Source organism: Novosphingobium resinovorum (assembly GCF_001742225.1).
In the GTDB taxonomy this organism is placed as follows: Bacteria; Pseudomonadota; Alphaproteobacteria; order Sphingomonadales; family Sphingomonadaceae; genus Novosphingobium; species Novosphingobium resinovorum_A.
On record NZ_CP017078.1, the window covers coordinates 232,287 to 250,470 of the forward strand.

An 18,184-nucleotide genomic window follows, 5' to 3' on the forward strand; every position below is an offset into this window, starting at 1 on the left:
CGTCACAAGCCTCGCGTCACGGTGCGTTGACGTTCGAGCGCCTGCCGTTCTTTCACAGCCTGCTCGGTCTTTTCATGCGCTGCCAGCTTCTGCCCGGCGCGCATGGCTGGCCAGGCGCTGGCCAGTTTTTCACGTTCGTTGGGTTTCAGGCCTGCGGCCATGGTATTAAAGGCCGGACCGTCAGCTCGATTGGCATTGATCCCCAGGAGGCTCGATCCCCGAAGCGCTCGGCAATGGCGGCGTTGAATCCATCAAGCTCTGCCTTGACCATTTTGTTCGCCAGGGCGAAGCCGAGCGCCGATGGCAGGTCGTTGCGGTCGATCGCGTCGCGCACCTTTTCCAGGGCTGCCGCTGCATCTTGTGACAAGGATGGAATGTCCACTCGAACACGAGCGCGCGACTTCTCCTCGTCGGCTTCGATCCGCGCCGTCGCGTTTGCCCGCAAGCGTAGATAGCGCTCAATCTCGACCCGCAGAGCCGAACCGTTCCGTTCGGCGTTCGAGCGGTCGGCCTTCTCCTGTCGCGAGGCCAGCAGTCCGGACCTACCCTTCAAGGCCCCGAACGCTGCCGGCCTCTGTTCGAGCTTATCCAGAACCGACTGGCGATGCTCTGGATCGGCGATCACCGCATCGAACTTCATGGTCGCCAATACCACTGGCGGATCGGCGAAAGTGTTGCGGAAACGGTCAGAGACTTCCTCCCATTGGCGTTTGCAGGCTGGATCGGCAAGGACCCGCTCCTCGACGATATCGCTGACGGTTTTGGCGAAACTGCCAATGCCTGGGATCATCGGTTCACTCCTGACTATGGTCGCGGACGAAGCGACTTTGACAACGCTGATACGCGCGCCGACCGCGACAAGCCGACTAGCGACGTTGGCCAGCCGCGCCTTCTGACGCAGGGCCCAGCGGTGGCGATCGGCGACCAGGGTTCGGGCCACCCGAATGGCATGCAGACCGCGCGTGGTGGCGTATCGAAGCGCGGCGGAATAGAGCTGGCCCTGCTCGTAATCCAGGGTCGTTTCCTTGGCATTGCGCTGCGCAAGGATTTTGATCAGACCGCCAACCTTGTCGAACGAGCGACGGCCATAGTAAAGCGCGACGTCCTCGCGGTGCCGGGTCATGGCGACATAGGTCAGATGCTTGTCCAGCGACAGTGTCGCCAACACTTTCACCCGATCTACGGTGGCCCCCTGGCTCTTGTGGATGGTGGTGGCATAGCCATGATCGATATTGCGGTAGAAGCGCTGCTCGACCTCGACCCGGCGGCGGCTGTCACTGGGACCATCACCAATTTCGGCAACGATCCGCCCGCTGCTCGCCTCAATGACGCGGGCAATCATGCCATTTTTGACACCCAGAGATCCCTCATTCTTGAGGAAAACAATCTGGTCGCCAGCAGCAAAAAGCCGTTCACCATCCTCGGTCCGGAAGGCGTGACCCGGCTCGATCAGTCCCCGCTCGATGAGCTTACCGCGGGCTAGAACGTTCAGTGCGCGGACGTCCTTGCGGAGATGGGCAAGGATCAGTATCGACTTGGTCGGATTGTAGTCACGATTCCAGTCATCAATCAGGCTAATGACAGCCTCAGTCTTGAGCGCGGAACCCAGGACCCTGCCCTGATCCGTGTAGCGCGTGATGGCCTCGGCAACATTGCCCCGCGCAAAATCCAGCGACGCGTCCCGCATCCATTGCTGCTTCTGCCGATAGATGTTTTCCAGTTCCGCGTAGCCGACGCGACCGGCCAGGGCACGGAAGGCCGCACCGGCTTCGATGGGCTGCAACTGCTCAGGATCGCCGACCAGCACGAGCTTCGCACCGGTGGCCGCGACCACGCCCACGAACTCGGCCATCTGCCGGGAGGACACCATGCCGGCTTCGTCCAGCACGAACACCGTACGCTCGTCGAGCAGATCCCGCCCCTTGCTCCAGCGCAACTGCCAGGAGGCCAAGGTGCGGCTGTTGATCCCCGCTTCCTTATCCAGTCCTTCCGCGGCCTTGCCTGCGAGCGCGGCGCCGACGACCCGATAGCCAGCCGCCTCCCAGGCTTCGCGCGCTGCCGTCATCATCGTGGTCTTGCCGGCACCGGCGCGGCCGACCACGGCGGCAATCCGTTCGTGTCCGGTCACGTGCTCGATCGCGGATCGCTGTTCGTCCGAGAGCCGGACATGCCTCTCAAAGATCGACCGGACGATCTGCCGCTCGACCCCAAAGCCCCTGCTCTCAGCCAGGAGGAATGCAGAATCGGCCATTTCCGCCTCGATGCGGATCAGGGCGCGCGTCGTGTTGCGAGATCGCAGAATTTCACCGGTGTCGAGGTCGACCCGTTCGCGCTCGAGCCGTACGATCTCCGGATCCTGTAGAACCCGTGTCATGATGCCGGCGAAGGTTCCCGCATCGTCGATGTAACGATGCACGAGCTTTGCCAGGTCACGCTCATCGAAGACGCTTCGCTCCCGGCTGACCATGTCCAGAACGATGGCTGGATTGCGCTCGATCTTGCGGGCGGATTTCAGGCGTTGCGCCTCAAACAGTCTAAGGCGGTCGAGTTCGGCGTCGCGCCCCTCGCGCTCAGCCTGTCGCTGGATCGCTTTGGCGGCCACCCCGATATGGATGGTCGGTGCGATGTCGATTCCGCGCTCCGCATAAGAGCGGCCATCAACGCGGACATCATGGCCATTGAGCGCGAGATGGTGGTTCTGACAATTGTACCAGGCTTGGCGAATGGCCAGGAACTCATCCTTGTCGCCGGCCCAGAGTCGATAGACGATCTGCCCGGATCTGGTGCGCACCACCGCGCCATCCTCACCAATCACCGGAACCTTTTTGGCACCAAATCCGTCCTCGGTCAGCGGCCTGAGACTGGTCATCAGATGCACATGGGGATTGCCCGGGACGTCGTGATAGACCCAGTCCGCCACGATGCCGCGCGCCAGAATTTGTTCCGCCACAAACTGGCGCATCAGCGCGATGTTCTGTCCGGTCGTTAGTTCGACCGGCAAGGCAAGAATGAACTCCTTGGCCAATTGCGCATCAGGGCGCTTCTCGAAATTCTCGACCCTATTCCAGAACGCCTCCGCCGCGCCGGCCACCGAACGCTCGGCGATCATCTGTCGCGCCCAGGCGGGAGCATCCGGGGGCAGAAGGAATTCTTCATGCACCATGCCCGGCTTGCGCGAATAGTCGATCACCCTGCCCTCGCCCTCATGCTCCATGCGCGCACAATGCCGATAGGCAGCGGCAGCGACAGCGCTGCGACCGGAACCGCGGCTGATGAGTTGGGGAGTGAAATGGGTGATGGCCAACGAAGCAGCTTCCCAGAGTGAGAGTTCGGTCGCTCACCCAGAACCGTTCCTTGCCTTCCGGCGGAGCCCGCACGTTGCATGGCAACGTATTACTGCGCCCTTGGAGCCGTTCTGTCTGAACGGCGGGATAGTCGCAAAAAAGCTCAGTGATGCCGACTTCGGTTTCCCGAAGCTGCGCTTCGGGCGCTTTGCGACCATGATTGCTCAGCCTTCAGAGGCAGACCAATCATTGGAGGACCGCACAAATGGCAAAACCTTCTGCGCGCCTGCGCGATGAAATCGCCAGGCTTCAGGAACAGCTCAAGCAAGCAGAAACACGAGAGGCCGAGCGTATCGGGCGCGTGGCGCTCAAAGCCGGCCTTGGTGACATAGAGGTCGCCGACGCCGATCTCTTGAAGGGCTTAGAGGAACTGACCGCACGGTTTCGGAAGGCGACGGGGGCGAAGGCGCCCAGCTCTGGCGCGCCTGGGGGCGGAACTCCGGTGGGCTGAGAGAATGATGCGAAACGCAAGGGCTGAGGATCGCAAGAAGGACACCAGGGAGAAGATCCAGCTTGGCGGCCTGATCGCCAAGGCCGGGCTTCGTTACGAGAAACGGGCACTGCTTCTTGGCCTGCTGATTGACGCAAGGCGCCGCTTGACCGGCGATACAGCGGAGCGTGCGCGCCTGCTGGCTATTGGAGAGGAAATCTTTCGCAATGATCGCCAAGAAGCTGACGCTGCTGATCATGCCGATGCTGTCGATGACGGCAGCGGTTTGGACGCTGATGGGGATCGAGCAGTGGACAGCGGGACTGGGAACAACCCCTGACGCCCGCATGGTTTTGGGTCAGATCGGCATTGCTCTGCCCTACACGCTGGCCGCTGGTATCGGGATTATTTTCTCGTTTGGATCGGCTGGCTCGCCGTCAATCCACTACGCCGGCTGGGGCGTGGCTGGAGGCGGCGTGATCGTCGCGCTGATCGCGACAGCACGCGAAACAATCCGGCTTTCTGCCTTCATTGATCGGGTGCCACAGGGCACGCTTCTGAGCTATGCCGATCCGGCCACCCTTATCGGTGGGATGATCGCACTCGGCGTGGGATTGTTTGGCCTGCGCATTGTCATGCGTGGCAACATGGCCTTCGCTGGCAACGCACCAAAGCGGATCTTCGGGGAACGCGCCGTTCACGGTGCCTCGAACTGGATGACGCAAGCGGACACGGCAAATCTCTTTCCCGAAGCTGGTGGTATCGTCATCGGCGAACGCTATCGGGTCGATAAGGACGTGATTGCCGAACGCGCCTTCCGTTCCAGCGACAGAGAGAGCTGGGGAGCGGGAGGAAAGAGCCCCCTCCTCTGCTTCGACTGCGCGTTCGGTTCCACCCATGGTATCGTCTTTGCCGGATCAGGGGGCTTCAAGACCACGTCGGTCACCATCCCGACGGCACTCAAATGGGGCCATGGTCTGGTTGTGCTGGATCCGTCCAACGAGGTGGCGCCGATGGTGAGCCGGCATCGCCGGGCGGCGCGGCGAACAGTGGTTGCGCTCGATCCGCTCAATCCCACAATCGGGTTTAATGCCCTCGATTGGATTGGCCGTTTCGGCGGCAGCAAGGAGGAGGATATCGCGGCCGTTGCGTCCTGGATCATTACCGAAGCTCCCCGCGCCGGCTCGGCCCGTGACGACTTCTTCCGGGGCGCGGCGCTGCAACTGCTCACGGCACTCATCGCGGACGTGTGTCTGTCCGGACATACGGATGCCGCGGATCAAACACTGCGTCGTGTGCGGGCCAACCTCGCCGAGCCGGAGCCAAAACTGCGTCAGCGCCTGCAGGCGATCTACGACAATTCGGGCTCTGTGTTCGTCACGGAAAACGTCGCGCCGTTTATCAATATGACGCCGGAGACCTTCTCGGGCGTCTACGCCTCTGCCGCCAAGGAAACGCATTGGTTGAGCTACGAGAACTATGCCGCGCTCGTGTCAGGCGATGCATTTTCAACCGACGACCTCGCCGCCGGCACCACCGACATATTCGTTAATCTCGATCTCAAGACCCTGGAAAACCATCCAGGCCTGGCTCGCGTCATCATTGGAGCTCTGATGAATGCCATCTACAATCGCAATGGCCATATCGAAGGTCGCACCCTCTTCCTGCTCGATGAGGTCGCGCGACTTGGCTTCATGCGAATTCTCGAGACCGCGCGCGATGCCGGCCGAAAATACGGCATCACTCTTCTGCTGCTCTTCCAGTCGATCGGCCAGATGCGAGAAGCCTATGGTGGCCGGGACGCCACCAGCAAGTGGTTCGAGAGCGCGTCCTGGATGTCATTCGCCGCGATCAACGATCCCGAAACTGCGGACTACATCTCGAAACGGTGCGGTGACACGACGGTCGAAGTCAGCCAGGTCAGCACCAGCGCAAGATCCTCCGGATCGTCCCGCACCCGATCCAAACAATTGTCCCGACGACCACTCATCCTGCCGCACGAAGTTTTACAGATGCGAGCCGATGAGCAGATCGTTTTCACCGCAGGCAATAGACCTATCCGATGCGGCCGCGCGATCTGGTTCCGTCGCAAGGACATGAGCGGGCGGGTGGAGACAAACCGGTTCGACAGAAGCTGAGATGAACAATCGCCTTCGGCGTTGCCGTTTACCACAGGGCGCCGACCGTCCCTTCGGCGCTGTATGGGATGCGCGTTCCGGCCTCTGCCATGCTGCGCGGATATCCGCTTCGGCCCTGTCGGGCTGGAAAACGGCAAAGAAGAGAGGGGCTCGTGACGTCTGCATCCATCACCAAGGTGAATCGCCGTCCGCCTGGCGATTCCAAACTCTGATTGGACGACGATTCTGCCATCGGCCAGAATCGTCCAATGACCGAAGCGCCCCAGGACATCTATTTGCGCCGCATCGATCCGAGCCGGAACATGGCACGCTACTATGCGCTCTCAATCCAACCCACCCTGTTCGGCGGCAGTTCGGTGGTGCGCGAATGGGGGCGGATCGGAACCAGGGGGCAATGCAAGGTCGTGCTTTTCGACGACGTCGAGCAGGCCGAGCGGATCAGAGATAGGATCGAGCGTTCGAAGCGGCGCCGAGGCTATTGCGAAGTCGGGTCGTCCTAGGCATCGGCATATCGGGCGATGCTAAACTCGACTGCGAATAAATTCGAAGCATGAGCAGATCAAAAAGAAGAGGCTTACGCCCCCTCCTCTGATGCCAGCGCTTCATCGCGCTGCCGGATGAGTTCGGCAAGCTCGGCGTCCAGCACCAGGCGTTCTTGGGGCGTGAGCAGGCAGTGCCGCAGCTCGGCGCGCAGTTCTTCGATGCTGTCGATGATGATCATGACCGTCTCTCCTTGTCGTTGACGGCAAGGGCGGACGCGCGTGCGAGGCCGGGGCAAGGCTCGCTCTTGCGACCGGCAGAGCCGGCGGACGGAGGAACCGAAATGCGTAGCATTTTGGAGGGGCCGTTCGGGCTTGCGGCGGGCCGAGGAGCCGTAGGCTGGGCCGCAACAGAGAGGAGAACCGCGATCCCGGCCAGGGATCGCGTCCGTCAGGCGGATCGAAGATCCGGCCCTAAAACTGGTGGGCATCAGGCAGCGGCGGCTAACCCATCTCCGCCTCAATGCCGAGGGCCTTGAGGCGGGCTCGATCGCCGATGTCTACGACCCCGTCGTCGTTGGACAGGAAGCTGAAGCCATCGTTCCATATCTCGCCGAGGTGCGGACATGTTCCGTCGGGCCACACCGCGATGTCGTCGGGATGAAGGGAATGTGTGATGGCGGGGCCAACTTCGGTCATGTGCCTGGATCCTTGTGATGCCGGTGGTTCTTGCCTGAACTGGCTGAAGCCCCGCCTCTGCGGCGGGGCCCCTGCGATCGGTGCGATCAGTCCCGGTTCGGCCGCGACCAGATCAGCTGGAGGCCTTCCTCGCCCTCCACCTCGATCAGGGTGGCGTAGATCGGGGCGGGGAAGCTGGGATCGTCCAGCTTGATCGAGAGGTAGTCGCGCTCGGTCTCCTTGGAGACCTTCTGCCAGGCCGCACCTAGCTCGGCGGCGCCCGAGAAGATGCGGAAGTGGGGGCCTTTGTCGGAGGGGTTTTCGACGCGTTCAAGGCGGGCCTTGACGTTGAGGGTGAGGGTCTTGATCGAACCGGTGAAGCCGTTGGCGGTGGTGGTGAAGGTGCCGATGGTTGCCATTTGTCGCATTCCTTTGGTTTCTCGGGCCGCGACCATCGCGCCCTCGATGGCGGTCGACAGACCGGAGGCGTTCGACCCGCACCCAAAGGGCCGAAATGCAATGGAGGGCGGCCGGGAAAGGCTTTCTTGCCCCGCGAGGAATGACGGCGCAGCCGGCAGGGGATGAAAGTCGAGACCGGTTGTTGCGGGGTTAAGAGCGAGACCGAGCGCAGCGAGTTCGGCCTTCGGTCAGACCAGCCACATCGAGGACGCGAATGGACGTACCCGTCGCAGGAACAACCGGAATGCAGACAGGCGACCCCATGTCGGAAACGTCTTGCCACCATCGGTAACGCGCGGTCAGATGATCGCCAAACCCGTCCCCTTGTCTGGCACCGACTGCGCCGGGAATCCGCCAACCGATGCCTGGTCCGGCCCTTCTTCATTGCCGATCGACCGCCTGATGGGTCTGGTGGCGGGGATTTGACGGTGGCTGCGTTCCCCACGCTCTCATGCTGGACAGCCGATCCATCCGACAGAGTCAGGCCCGTTGCCGATATCGCGGGTGGGGCGCACCCCTCACTGGTTGCGTCTGACTGGACGCAAGAACTGACCCAAAGTCCTCGTCGCAAGGCGGGACCTTTTGTCAGCTATCAACAGAGGAGCAGTGTCGACGCCTCACGCGGCGCTATCGGGCTGAACCATAGCCGCCCGCCATGGCCGGAGGAGTGGATCGGGTCTCAAGCAACATGTCGCCGCTACCCGCACAAGCGCAGCAGCCCGGTATCATCCTATTGCAGTCGTGTCGGCCGGAAGCGTCACTGCCTGTGCGAATTGTCAACACGCACGAAATGTTCTAATGTACCAACAATTCTGACCGCTAGGAATGGCGACATGACCATCACCACATTATCCAGCCGAGAATTTCAGCAAAACGCCAACCAGGCGCAAAAGGCCGCCCGGAGCGGCCCCGTCTTTATCACCAACCGGGGCAAGCCGACGCAAGTGCTGCTGAGCATCGAGGAATACCAAAGGATCACCGGACAGCGCCGGAGCATCGTCGCGGCGCTATCCATGCCGGGACTATCGGATATTGAGGTGGAGTTTCCGCGGTCGCGTGAAGTTCCCCGTCCGGCAGATTTCTCCTGATGTTCGTGCTCGATACCAATGTGATTTCCGAACTGCGCAAGGCCGGTGACGGCAAGGCAGACGCTAATGTCGTCGCGTGGCTCGACAGCGTGGACGCCGCAACGTTCTACCTATCGGCGGTGACGCTCATGGAGCTTGAACTCGGCATTCTGTTGATGGAGCGGCGCGACCCGAACCAGGGCGCCCGGCTGCGCACCTGGATGGATCGCCATATCGTTCCCGAATTTGCCGAGCGGACCTTGCCGGTGGATACGGCCGTGGCATTGCGGTGCGCCCGGCTTCATGTGCCCAACCCCTGCGCCGAACGGGATGGCCTCATTGCGGCGACAGCACTGGTGCATGGGATGACGATCGTCACGCGCAATGTGGCCGACTTCGAGTCGACTGGGGTCGAGATCATCAATCCCTGGCGCCACTCAGCCTAGTAAGGTGGGTCCGATCGATTGCCGATCGTCGTCGTAGGCTGCGGGTAAGTATGCGCTGGCGGACCGGGGAAGGCTCACCTTCCCCGGTGACAACAGGAGCTTGGAACATCAGGCCGCCGCGCGCTCTTCGGAGGCTGCCGGCTGCAGAGCATGCAGAAAATTGACCGCCCGCTGCGCATGGGCGGCGGCCTGGAAGATGGCGCGCTTGTCATCGGCGAGGACCTTGAGCCAGTTTCCGAGATAGGCGGCATGGTCCGGGCGTGGCTCGAGCTCTGGCACGATGCCCAGATCGGCGCAAAGCAGCGCCGAGCCGATTTCCGCGACGAGTTCCTCCCGCGCCCGCTCTGATCTGTCCTTTGAATAGCGACTGAGATCGCGGCCGACGCGGTTCGGTTTCGCCGTCCAGTGGATCTTATGCCGATATCGGCATAACACGCATTATGCCGTAAGTCGGATTATGCCGCATGGCCGAGCTTTTCGGCTGTCACGCCGGCTTTCGGCCATGCGGCAGTTCGGCATAATCAGAGCGCTTCGAGGAAGGCGAGCAGTTCGTCGCTGGGACGATACCGCCCGGGATGTGTTTCCGGGCCGGCGACCTGAGAAAGCGCCTTTTCCTTCAGCCGCATGTCGGCGTGTATATAGATCTGGGTCGTTTCCACGGATTCGTGCCCGAGCCATAATGCGATCACGGATTGGTCGACGCCGTGATGGAGCAGTTCCATCGCCGTGCTGTGGCGAAGCGTGTGTGGCGTGACGCGTTTGCCTGCAAGACTCGGACACGCTTGTGATGCCTTCAGGCAATGCTTGCGCACCAAGTGCTCCAAAGCATCACGGCTGAGCGCCTCGCCCCGGATCGACGGGAACAGCGGGCCATCGCCGTCGCGGCGCTCGCCGATCCAGCTCTGGATAAGCTTGGCCGTATCGCGACGAAGAGGCGTACTGCGTTCTTTCCGGCCCTTGCCGATGCACCGGATATGAGCGCCGGTGCCGAGGATCACGTCCTTGCAGCGCAGGTTGATCAGTTCGGACGCCCGCAACCCCGTCTGAAGCGCAAGCAACAGCAGGACGTGATCACGTCGCCCCACCCATGTCATTCGATCCGGTGCTGCCAGCAGCGCCGCTATCTCCCCAGCGTCAAGGAACGTCACGCTCCGCTTCACATACCGCTTGTTCGGCATCGAGAGAACGCGCTGACAATGAAGAAGCCAGCTCGGATCGGTCAATGCAACGTAGCGGAAGAACGAGCGGATAGCGGCAAGACGCGTATTGCGGGTGCGGGCCGTGTTGCCGCGCGCCGTTTCCACATGTGTCAGGAAGTCGGCGACAAGATCGGCATCGAGATCTTCGATCGTCAGCTTCGTGGGTGGCTTTCCACACCGTGAGCTTGCGTACCGGATCAGCAGCCGGAATGTGTCTCGGTAGCCAGCGACGGTGTGATGGCTTGCTTCCATCTGCGTTAAGAGCCGATCGGTGAAGAAGCGCTGGATCAGCGCGGGGAAGTTGGTCGCCTTCATCGGGTTTCCACCTCCGCCGCCACGCCTGTTATTCGAGCGGAGGCCAGTTCCAGCAGCTCCGGGACCGCTTCCAGATACCAGTATGTGTGGGCGGGGTGCGCATGACCGAGCCATGTCGTGAGCTTGATCATCTCGCGACCGACGTCTTTGCCCGACCGATACCAGCTCAGCATGGTACGCACCGCGAAGGTGTGGCGAAGATCGTGGATACGTGGTCCACGACCGTGCCGAAGATGAAGCTGCGGCTGCCGCAGCCCGATCTGCTGGCAGACGTGCGCGAAGTTGTAGCGTGCGCCGCAATCGCCAAGACGACGCCCCTCACAGGTCACGAAGAATGCTTCCGGCCTGCGCCCGAGCAGCCGATCCCGCTCGCGACCATAGCTTTCCAGCCGTTCCACGACGCTCGGGGCCAGCGGCAGCAACCGTTCTTTGCCGAGCTTGCCCTGCCGGATACGAAGCACTCCGGATTCGGCATCGAGATCGTGAGGATCGAGACCGAGAGCTTCGCTGATCCGAAGTCCGGTCACGGCGATCAGGCCGAAGAGGGTTGAGCAGGTCAGGCCGCGCAGGCCGTAGACCGATGGCAGCGTCCGCGCTTGGTCGATGATCGCGACGATTTCGGCGTCACTATAGATGTATGGATGCACACGCTGAACGCGACCCGGCACCAATCCCCGGGGCGGAGCCTCGTGTCTGGAGTCCATGCCGTGCAACCACTCAGCAAATTGGCGGGCCACCCTGAAGCGCGTTGCCCGTGTTCCTGGACTTGCAGAGGGAAGGCTTTCGAGCCAGCGCATGATCAGGCTGGCGCTGACGTACTGCGCACCGCCGTTGTCGGCGAAGGTTACGAAGCGGCGAAGTATCCGTTCATCGGTGCTCAGATTGGCGCCGAGTTGCCTTCTGATGGTGAGATAGCGGTCCATTTCGGCAAGGAAGCTCATCGTGCCACCTCCGAGGTCGGCCAAGGCTGCGCAATGGAACGCAACCCGTCCGTGTCGAGCTTCGCGTAGATCATCGTCGTTGCCCGCGACCGATGCCGCAGCAGATCGCCGATCTCTTCCAGTGAGGCGCCGGCACGAACCATGTTCGTCGCCAGGCTGTGGCGCAGAACATGCGATCCCACATAGGGTGTCGGCGGCTTCACGCCCGTCGCCGCGAACGCCTCCTTCAGTATGGCGTTAATGACCTGGCTGTCCTTGAACGGACGGTTGGGCGCCCGATGCGTCACGAACAGCGTGCGCGTGGTCGTTGAGGTTCGTTCCACCTGTAGATACCGGGTGATCGCTTCGCCGACGTCCGGTGGGATTGGCAGCCGGTCATGTTGCTGCCCTTTTCCACGAACCAGAAGTACGCCGGCGCGCCAGTCTATGTCGCACAACTGGACAGCGATGACTTCCGGCGCGCGCAGGCCGAGGCGGGCCATCAACAGCAGCATGGCGTAGTCACGGGCGCCGCGCCGCGGATTGGTGCGCACGGAGGCCACGACGGCCTCCACCTCATCGGGCGACAGATAACGAGGGAGCCTTGCGCCCCAGGGCTTGCGTGCTCTGGGGACGCAAAGCGACAGGTTCGTGGTCGTATGGTCCTGCGCGAACAGATATTGGAAGAAGCTGCGCAGATGCGTTGCTGGCGTCTTGTCGCGGAACGGGCGCTTGCGCGCGAGTAAGTGCTCCATGAACGCGACAACATCCTGCGCGTTCAGCGCCGGCAGGTCGAGCATACGGTCGCCGAAGCGATGATCGAGAAAGCGGTCCGCGAACCTCAGCACATGATAGACAGAGCGGGGGCTGAGGCCGCGTTGCCGCAGAAGGTAGGTTTCAAAGCTGTCCAGCAGTTCGCGACGTTCGGCCTGTGCGGGTGTCAGCGGCGGTCGTGTCGCCACTCCTATCTCAATCAGATGCGTGACGAACAGTCTGGCAAGGTTGGGAACCTTGATCTGGCTTTTCGGCGTGGTCGGCAACCGCCGTCCCAGTTCGACAGCCAAGTCTGGCGTCAATGCCGAGGGCGCAATGCCCTCGGCGTCGAGCAGGCGACCGAAGCGCCGCAATAGATAGCGGTAATTCGTCAGCGTGTCCGGCTTGTAGTTTCTGGATGCAAGGCTTTCTTCAAATGCCGCGAGATACTGATCGAGACATGTGTGATCGGGTTTTTCCATTTCTGTGCTCCATCTTGGTGGAGCAATAAACTTCGCGCCGAATCCCCGCTCTGTGACCAGTCGATCTTCTGCTTAGCGGCAAGTGTGACCAAGACCTTCCCTCGATTTCATGTCCGATGTGCTGACGCGCATATAGAGTTCTTGACGTGGTGTCCTCGCCTTTCGTATCTACAATCATGGGGATTGCGAGCTCCCCACGAGGCGCCAGCCGAAGATCGCGTTCCTGTTCAACCCCGGCGACGGAGGAACGCACATGCCTGCGCCTAATGCCATTTCGTTCGACAAGCTCGCCCGCATCATCGGAACCCCTCGCGCACCGCTCTTGATCGACGTGCGCTCCGAGGAAGATTTTGCCGCCGATCCAAGGTTGCTCCCTGGCGCCACCCGGATCGACGACCAGGCGCTCGCCGCCCTCGCTCCGCAGCTCGCCGGGCAGCCATCCATTGCTGTCTGCCAGGCCGGCCATCGGCGCAGCCAAGGCGCGGCCGCCTGGCTGCGCGCCGAAGGCTGCCCTTCGGAGTATCTCGAGGGCGGGTTCGAAGCCTGGCGTGCGGCCGAGCTACCCCTGATCGATCCCGCAAAGCTGCCAGCGCGCGACGCGCAGGGCCGCACCATCTGGGTCACCCGGTCGCGCCCCAAGATCGACCGCATCGCGTGCCCCTGGCTGATCCGGCGCTTTCTCGATCCCCGTGCGATCATCCTCTTTGTGGCGCCCGCCGAGGTCGTCGGCGTCGCCGAACGCTACGATGCTTCGCCCTTCGACATCGAGAACGTGTTCTGGAGCCATAGGCGCGAACTTTGCACCTTCGACGTGATGCTGGCCGAGTTCGGCCTGAATATTCCCGCGCTCGACCGGCTGGCCGACATCGTCCGCGGCGCCGACACCGCCCGGCTCGATCTGGCGCCCGAGGCCGCCGGTCTTCTTGCAGCCTCGCTCGGTCTGTCGCGGATGTATTCCGACGACCTGGAGCAGCTCGAAGCAGGCATGCCGCTCTATGACGCTTTCTATCGCTGGGCTCGTGACGCAACCGACGAGACCCACAACTGGCCCACCAACAAGCCGAGGCCGGAGTGATGCGGGACCGCGCTTTCCCCACCCTTGCGGAGGCCACCCGCATCTGGGCCCGAATCGGGCTCCTGAGCTTTGGCGGGCCGGCGGGCCAGATCGCGCTCATGCACCGCATCCTCGTCGAGGAGCAGCGCTGGCTGGGCGAGAAGCGGTTCCTGCATGCCCTCAACTACTGCATGCTGCTGCCTGGCCCGGAGGCGATGCAGCTCGCCGTCTATATTGGCTGGCTGATGCACCGCACGCTCGGCGGCATCATCGCGGGTTTGCTCTTCGTACTGCCCGGCATTGTGTCGATCATGGCGCTGAGCTGGATCTATGCGCTCTACGGCAATGTTGGCGCCGTCGAGGCGCTGTTCTTCGGGCTGAAAGCGGCGGTGCTGGCCATCGTCGTGCAGGCGGTCATCCGCATCGGCTCGCGCGCCCTGAAGAACGGCGCAATGATCGCCATCGCCGCCGCCTCGTTCGTGGCGATCTTCGGTTTCGCGGTGCCGTTTCCGCTCATCATCCTTGTGGCGGGTCTGGTCGGGTTCTTCGGAGCGCGTGTGGGGTTGCCCGCCTTCCATGGCGGCGGCGGCCACGGCAAGGTGGGCGAGGTCCAGGTCGATGACGCCGATACCCTCCTGGGCGAAGAGTCGCCCGCCCACACGCAGGTCAACCGCGGCTGGGCGTTTCGCATCTCGGCGGCGTTCCTCGCGCTGTGGCTGGTACCGGTCGCCCTGCTGTTCGCGGTCTTCGGCCCCGCGAACGTCTTTTCCCAGATCGCGGGCTTCTTCAGCATCATGGCCGTTGTGACCTTCGGCGGCGCCTATGCCGTTCTGGCCTACGTCGCGCAGGAGGCGGTGCAGAACTACGGCTGGCTCGCCCCTGGCGAGATGCTGGACGGGCTCGGCATGGCCGAGACCACGCCCGGCCCGCTGATCATGGTGACACAGTTCGTGGGCTTCATGGGCGCGTTCCGCAACGCGGGCGGCCTGTCGCCGCTGATGGCGGGAACGCTGGGCGGGCTTCTGACGACATGGGTGACGTTCACGCCGTGCTTCCTCTGGATCTTCCTCGGTGCGCCCTTCATCGAGCGACTGCGCGACAACAAGGTGCTGTCGGCAGCGCTGACGGCGATCACCGCCGCCGTGGTGGGCGTGATCCTGAACCTCGCAGTCTGGTTCGGCCTGCATGTGGTTTTCGACGAGGTGCGCTCGATCACCTCCTTCGGCCTCGATATCGACGTGCCCGTCTGGTCTACACTGAACCTGCCTGCTGCGGTGCTGGTGCTGGCCGCTCTTATCGCAGTGTTCCGCTTCAAGCTCGGACCAGTGACCGTTCTCGCTGGATGCGCGGCCGTTGGCCTGGTGCTAGGGGTGACGAACATCGCCTAAGGTGACCCGCTCTCACCATCCAAACGAGAGCCAAGGGCAACGTCGAAAGATCGATAAAGGTGTAAAACCCGCCGCTCGCAGAATCCGCATTCGGATAATCGGATCTCAACCGTACTAATCCCAACGGGTTCTTCAGCGTACCTTGAGCTTCATTGGGCGGCGGATTATGCCGAGCGCGAAGAGGACCATGGCCTGCAATTTCAGTATTACGCACCCGAAATCGGCATAATCCGACTTACGGCATAATGGATATGCTCGTGACTGAGGACAGCGACATAGGATGCCGCATCCCGGAACGTCTCGAAGGGCGGCATCTGGATATGATCGGTTGAGGGTGCATAGAACGCCTGCGACCCGCCATTGCGAAGGTCAGCACCGGCGTTGGTGAAGAACCGGTCGGCGCTTTCGATCCGTTCCACCGGATCGGAAACAGGTGCCGGCCGATGATAGTAATGCTCGGGCAGACCATCGATCTGTTCGACGTTGAACACGCCATAGGCGCGCAGGAATGGAATGTCCCGTTCAACCTCATCCCCGCGTGCGTCGGTTTCGGTCTTGGTAAACCGGCTGGCATAGATGACCGTGGCGCTGCTCTCGCCCTTGCGGACATGGGCGCCGAGCTCGCTGGCCTGCTTGAAGGTCATCCAGATCGGCGCGACATAGCCCTGCGCCATTGCCTCCGACCAGAGAAGCAGCACATTCATGCCGCTATAGGGCTCACCATTATGGCGGAGCGGTCTGGTAATGCGTCCCGCCGTGTTCCCAGCAGCCCATGGCTGCACCCAGGGGCGCACGCCCTCCTCCAGCTGCGCGACGATCCTCTCGGTGATCCGCGCGTAGATGTCGACGCGGGTTTCGCTTTTCTCTTTCCTGCTCATTTTCATAAACCTCCATTGTGGAGGCCGCGCCGATCGCGGCCCCGTCACGGCGGGCGACAAGCCGGACCGGTCAGGGGGATCGCGCACCCCGACAGGGGCCGGAACGAGAGAGGAGGACGGCAAAGCCGTTGCGCGATGCACCGGGTCCGGCAAGACCGATGCAGGGACGGGGATCGAGGGCGCATCGACAAGAAGAAGGGCGGCGCAGCGCGCCGCCCGGATGCTGTCCGGAGAACGGCCGGTTCAGTGGACCGACCGGCCCCCGCTGTAAGGATCGTAGATGTAGAGTACCGCGACCTCGCCCTCGTCGAGCTCCTCTTCGGGGAGCACGCCATATTCGTCGTCGGACTGGAAGAGGATCACGGTGGTCATCAGTGTGCGGGCGAGGTTCCAGGCGTGCTTCTGGGCGAGTTCGAGGTTGTGCGACATCTGAGGGCTCCATCTTTGGAACGGGCCAATCCCGCTCGATGGCTCCTCAAAGGTCCGGCGCCCGGGCGCGATCACCGCAGAGGCGGAGCCGGCGCGGCCGCACGCTTGCGTAGCGGACCCCTCGTGGGTTGATCGTGGAAGATCCGGAGCCGGGCCAGGACGCCATCACAAGAGAGCGGAATTGGACCGCGGATGGGGCCGACTGGGACAAATAACTGACAAGGCTGCAGGAGCCTGACTGGTGTCGAAACCGCTGCGCCCTGATCGTCATGATGATGAAGGTCGGGTATCACCGACGCGCAAGATACTGCCTAGGCGGGCGAACGGATCGCTCAGAAACACCGCGACAGGATCAACGAAGTCGAGGGCCTGCGGGCACTGCTCGAAGAGATAGAACGCTATAGCGGCTCTGGCACGTCCAATTAGGACGTGAACCCATAAATCAGGATCGACCGAAATGAGGTGACTTTGCGACGGTCCGCTTCAGTGCGTATGGGCGGAGCCGGCGCCCCGCCCAATTGCGACTCAGCCGAGCGCCGCCATCTGCAGGTCAGCCGCCTTGCGGTCGACGGTCTGGCCCGGGTTCTCGACGGTCCGCTCGAAGGGCTTCCAGGTTTCGCCGATGACGACCGCGTAGGCCGCGACGGCGCCTTCGGCTGCCATTCTGAGGGCGTGAGATTGAACGCCCATATCGGCCGCGAATTCGCGCTTGCGCTGGGCGGCGCTGTCGAAGCCGACCGGACCACCCACGTCTTCGTCTCGGGCGTCATTGGCGGACTTGGCCGTGGCGTCGCGGGCCTCTGTCACCGCCCGGCTATAGAACTGACCAGCGCCATGGGCGGACCCGACATAGGCGCCCACAATCCGCTGCAGGTGGATCTGCATGGCCCGTTCCCCCAGCCCTTCGCCGAGACTGTCAGCTGTCTCCATAATCAGGCGCTCGTGCAGCTCACGGATACCGTTGCTGTCGAGAACGGGAAGGCCGAAGCTTTCCGAGATCGTAGAGGCCTGGTTGGCGTCCGGGCAGGCAAGCCGGACCATTTCAAGTGTGGTGCCCTTGCGGAATTGACCGCCCTTGGAGGAAGAGCGGGTGGTGCTAGTGGTCCTGGTCATATGAGTGGTCCTTTTTCTGCGCCGAAGGCTCGGACCGGCCCCATGCCGGTCGTCCCTTCGGGTGCGGTCAAAGAAAACCGGCAGGCCAGCGGCGGCTTCAGGGTCCGGGGGGCGACAGGGGCGAGCAGGCCAGGTTTGCGAACCAGCAGGGCGACAGCCCTCGCGCAGGGCGCGGGCCTGGCGTGACGAGACCGGCGACCCTGGCCGAAACGCGGCGCGAAGCGGCCTTGAAGACGACGCCTGCCGGTTTAGACCGCTCCACAAACCCGAGGGGATGACCGGCATGGGTGCTGACCGGAACGACTGCAACAGCAAAGGACCGCGAACCGGACGGCACACACCATCCGATCGTTCACCGGATGACCGATCTGCATCACCGCACTCGATGTGCTCCCACCTGCCCGGCCTCAATCGCGATATGAGGATTGGTAAGCCGGCTCGCACCTGCAATAGCAACATCCATGACCAGCGATGACGATGATTATGTCTATGACGAACTACGCGGCGAATGGCGCCCGGCCTCGGAGCTTGCCGCAGAAGCTGCGGCAAAGAGCGAAGTGCGTGACGCCCCGGAAATCTGCTGGCCGATGGCGATGCCGTTGTCGTACTGCA

General features: G+C 62.6%; 16 protein-coding genes and 5 pseudogenes. 10 read left to right on the plus strand and 11 right to left on the minus strand.

Annotated features, from left to right (window positions below; all coding sequences use genetic code 11):
* Window positions 1–2: 2 nt before the first annotated feature.
* Window positions 3–3,304, minus strand: a pseudogene (traA, locus tag BES08_RS30565) (Ti-type conjugative transfer relaxase TraA).
* Between traA and BES08_RS33510 the strand changes: the two are divergent.
* The 5 genes and pseudogenes from BES08_RS33510 to BES08_RS30580 all read left to right on the plus strand — a co-directional run bounded on the left by BES08_RS33510 (window position 3,297) and on the right by BES08_RS30580 (window position 6,412).
* Window positions 3,297–3,581, plus strand: a complete 285-nt coding sequence (locus BES08_RS33510; RefSeq protein WP_156800081.1) for a hypothetical protein — start codon at window positions 3,297–3,299, stop codon at window positions 3,579–3,581. The pseudogene traA and the gene BES08_RS33510 overlap by 8 nt on opposite strands.
* Entirely contained in the window at window positions 3,550–3,795 is a 246-nt protein-coding gene (locus BES08_RS30570; protein ID WP_069710346.1) for a TraC family protein, read from the plus strand. The genes BES08_RS33510 and BES08_RS30570 overlap by 32 nt, the downstream gene beginning before the upstream one ends.
* Before the next feature lie 4 nt (window positions 3,796–3,799).
* Window positions 3,800–4,006 (plus strand): annotated as a pseudogene (traD, locus tag BES08_RS32520) (conjugal transfer protein TraD); the annotation flags it as partial.
* Window positions 4,002–5,912, plus strand: a complete 1,911-nt coding sequence (gene traG, locus BES08_RS30575; RefSeq protein WP_069710347.1) for a Ti-type conjugative transfer system protein TraG — start codon at window positions 4,002–4,004, stop codon at window positions 5,910–5,912. The pseudogene traD and the gene traG, both read left to right, overlap by 5 nt.
* A gap of 248 nt (window positions 5,913–6,160) precedes the next feature.
* Complete coding sequence (locus tag BES08_RS30580) at window positions 6,161–6,412, plus strand: WGR domain-containing protein (protein ID WP_069710348.1); 252 nt, start codon at window positions 6,161–6,163, stop codon at window positions 6,410–6,412.
* A gap of 74 nt (window positions 6,413–6,486) precedes the next feature.
* Here the strand turns inward: BES08_RS30580 and BES08_RS33830 are convergent, their stop codons facing one another.
* The 3 genes from BES08_RS33830 to BES08_RS30590 all read right to left on the minus strand — a co-directional run bounded on the left by BES08_RS33830 (window position 6,487) and on the right by BES08_RS30590 (window position 7,488).
* On the minus strand, window positions 6,487–6,633 hold the full coding sequence (locus tag BES08_RS33830; RefSeq protein ID WP_197524559.1) for a hypothetical protein: 147 nt from the start codon (window positions 6,631–6,633) through the stop codon (window positions 6,487–6,489).
* Window positions 6,634–6,895: 262 nt separating this feature from the next.
* Entirely contained in the window at window positions 6,896–7,090 is a 195-nt protein-coding gene (locus BES08_RS30585) for a hypothetical protein (protein WP_069710349.1), read from the minus strand.
* An 86-nt stretch (window positions 7,091–7,176) separates the two neighbouring features.
* On the minus strand, window positions 7,177–7,488 hold the full coding sequence (locus BES08_RS30590; protein WP_069710350.1) for a DUF736 domain-containing protein: 312 nt from the start codon (window positions 7,486–7,488) through the stop codon (window positions 7,177–7,179).
* Window positions 7,489–8,361: 873 nt separating this feature from the next.
* Between BES08_RS30590 and BES08_RS30595 the strand changes: the two genes are divergently transcribed.
* Both BES08_RS30595 and BES08_RS30600 read left to right on the plus strand, forming a co-directional pair.
* Window positions 8,362–8,616 carry a type II toxin-antitoxin system Phd/YefM family antitoxin gene (locus tag BES08_RS30595; protein WP_069710351.1) on the plus strand — a complete coding sequence of 85 codons (255 nt, stop codon included), beginning with the start codon at window positions 8,362–8,364 and terminating at the stop codon, window positions 8,614–8,616.
* Window positions 8,616–9,041 carry a type II toxin-antitoxin system VapC family toxin gene (locus BES08_RS30600; protein ID WP_069710352.1) on the plus strand — a complete coding sequence of 142 codons (426 nt, stop codon included), beginning with the start codon at window positions 8,616–8,618 and terminating at the stop codon, window positions 9,039–9,041. Before BES08_RS30595 ends, BES08_RS30600 begins: the two co-directional genes overlap by 1 nt.
* A 108-nt stretch (window positions 9,042–9,149) precedes the next feature.
* Here BES08_RS30600 and BES08_RS30605 read toward each other — a convergent pair.
* The 4 genes and pseudogenes from BES08_RS30605 to BES08_RS30620 form a co-directional block, all read right to left on the minus strand.
* A pseudogene (locus BES08_RS30605) lies at window positions 9,150–9,458 on the minus strand (zincin-like metallopeptidase domain-containing protein); the annotation flags it as partial.
* Between the two features lie 104 nt (window positions 9,459–9,562).
* Window positions 9,563–10,555 carry a tyrosine-type recombinase/integrase gene (locus BES08_RS30610; protein ID WP_037094399.1) on the minus strand — a complete coding sequence of 331 codons (993 nt, stop codon included), beginning with the start codon at window positions 10,553–10,555 and terminating at the stop codon, window positions 9,563–9,565.
* Window positions 10,552–11,496: a tyrosine-type recombinase/integrase gene (locus tag BES08_RS30615; RefSeq protein WP_037094402.1), complete on the minus strand. Its 945-nt coding sequence runs from the start codon at window positions 11,494–11,496 to the stop codon at window positions 10,552–10,554. The genes BES08_RS30610 and BES08_RS30615 overlap by 4 nt, the downstream gene beginning before the upstream one ends.
* Window positions 11,493–12,710, minus strand: a complete 1,218-nt coding sequence (locus tag BES08_RS30620; protein WP_037094404.1) for a tyrosine-type recombinase/integrase — start codon at window positions 12,708–12,710, stop codon at window positions 11,493–11,495. Before BES08_RS30620 ends, BES08_RS30615 begins: the two co-directional genes overlap by 4 nt.
* 253 nt (window positions 12,711–12,963) lie before the next feature.
* On the opposite strand from BES08_RS30620, the gene BES08_RS30625 reads away from it, so the two are divergent.
* Together BES08_RS30625 and chrA are read left to right on the plus strand one after the other, a co-directional pair.
* Window positions 12,964–13,785: a chromate resistance protein ChrB domain-containing protein gene (locus BES08_RS30625; RefSeq protein ID WP_037094406.1), complete on the plus strand. Its 822-nt coding sequence runs from the start codon at window positions 12,964–12,966 to the stop codon at window positions 13,783–13,785.
* Window positions 13,785–15,152, plus strand: coding sequence for a chromate efflux transporter (gene chrA / locus BES08_RS30630; RefSeq protein WP_037094409.1), 1,368 nt, complete (start codon window positions 13,785–13,787; stop codon window positions 15,150–15,152). The genes BES08_RS30625 and chrA overlap by 1 nt, the downstream gene beginning before the upstream one ends.
* 242 nt (window positions 15,153–15,394) lie before the next feature.
* On the opposite strand, the pseudogene BES08_RS30635 reads toward chrA, so the two are convergent.
* The 3 genes and pseudogenes from BES08_RS30635 to BES08_RS30645 all read right to left on the minus strand — a co-directional run.
* A pseudogene (locus tag BES08_RS30635) lies at window positions 15,395–16,030 on the minus strand (ArdC family protein); the annotation flags it as partial.
* A 243-nt stretch (window positions 16,031–16,273) separates the two neighbouring features.
* A complete protein-coding gene (locus BES08_RS30640; RefSeq protein WP_069710354.1) occupies window positions 16,274–16,459 on the minus strand; it encodes a hypothetical protein in 186 nt (61 codons plus the stop codon).
* A 525-nt stretch (window positions 16,460–16,984) separates the two neighbouring features.
* Window positions 16,985–17,572 (minus strand): hypothetical protein, encoded by a 588-nt coding sequence (locus BES08_RS30645; protein ID WP_069710355.1) that lies wholly within the window; start codon window positions 17,570–17,572, stop codon window positions 16,985–16,987.
* Between the two features lie 461 nt (window positions 17,573–18,033).
* On the opposite strand from BES08_RS30645, the pseudogene BES08_RS30650 reads away from it, so the two are divergent.
* Window positions 18,034–18,182: pseudogene (locus tag BES08_RS30650) on the plus strand (PhnA protein); the annotation flags it as partial.
* Between the last annotated feature and the right edge of the window lie 2 nt (window positions 18,183–18,184).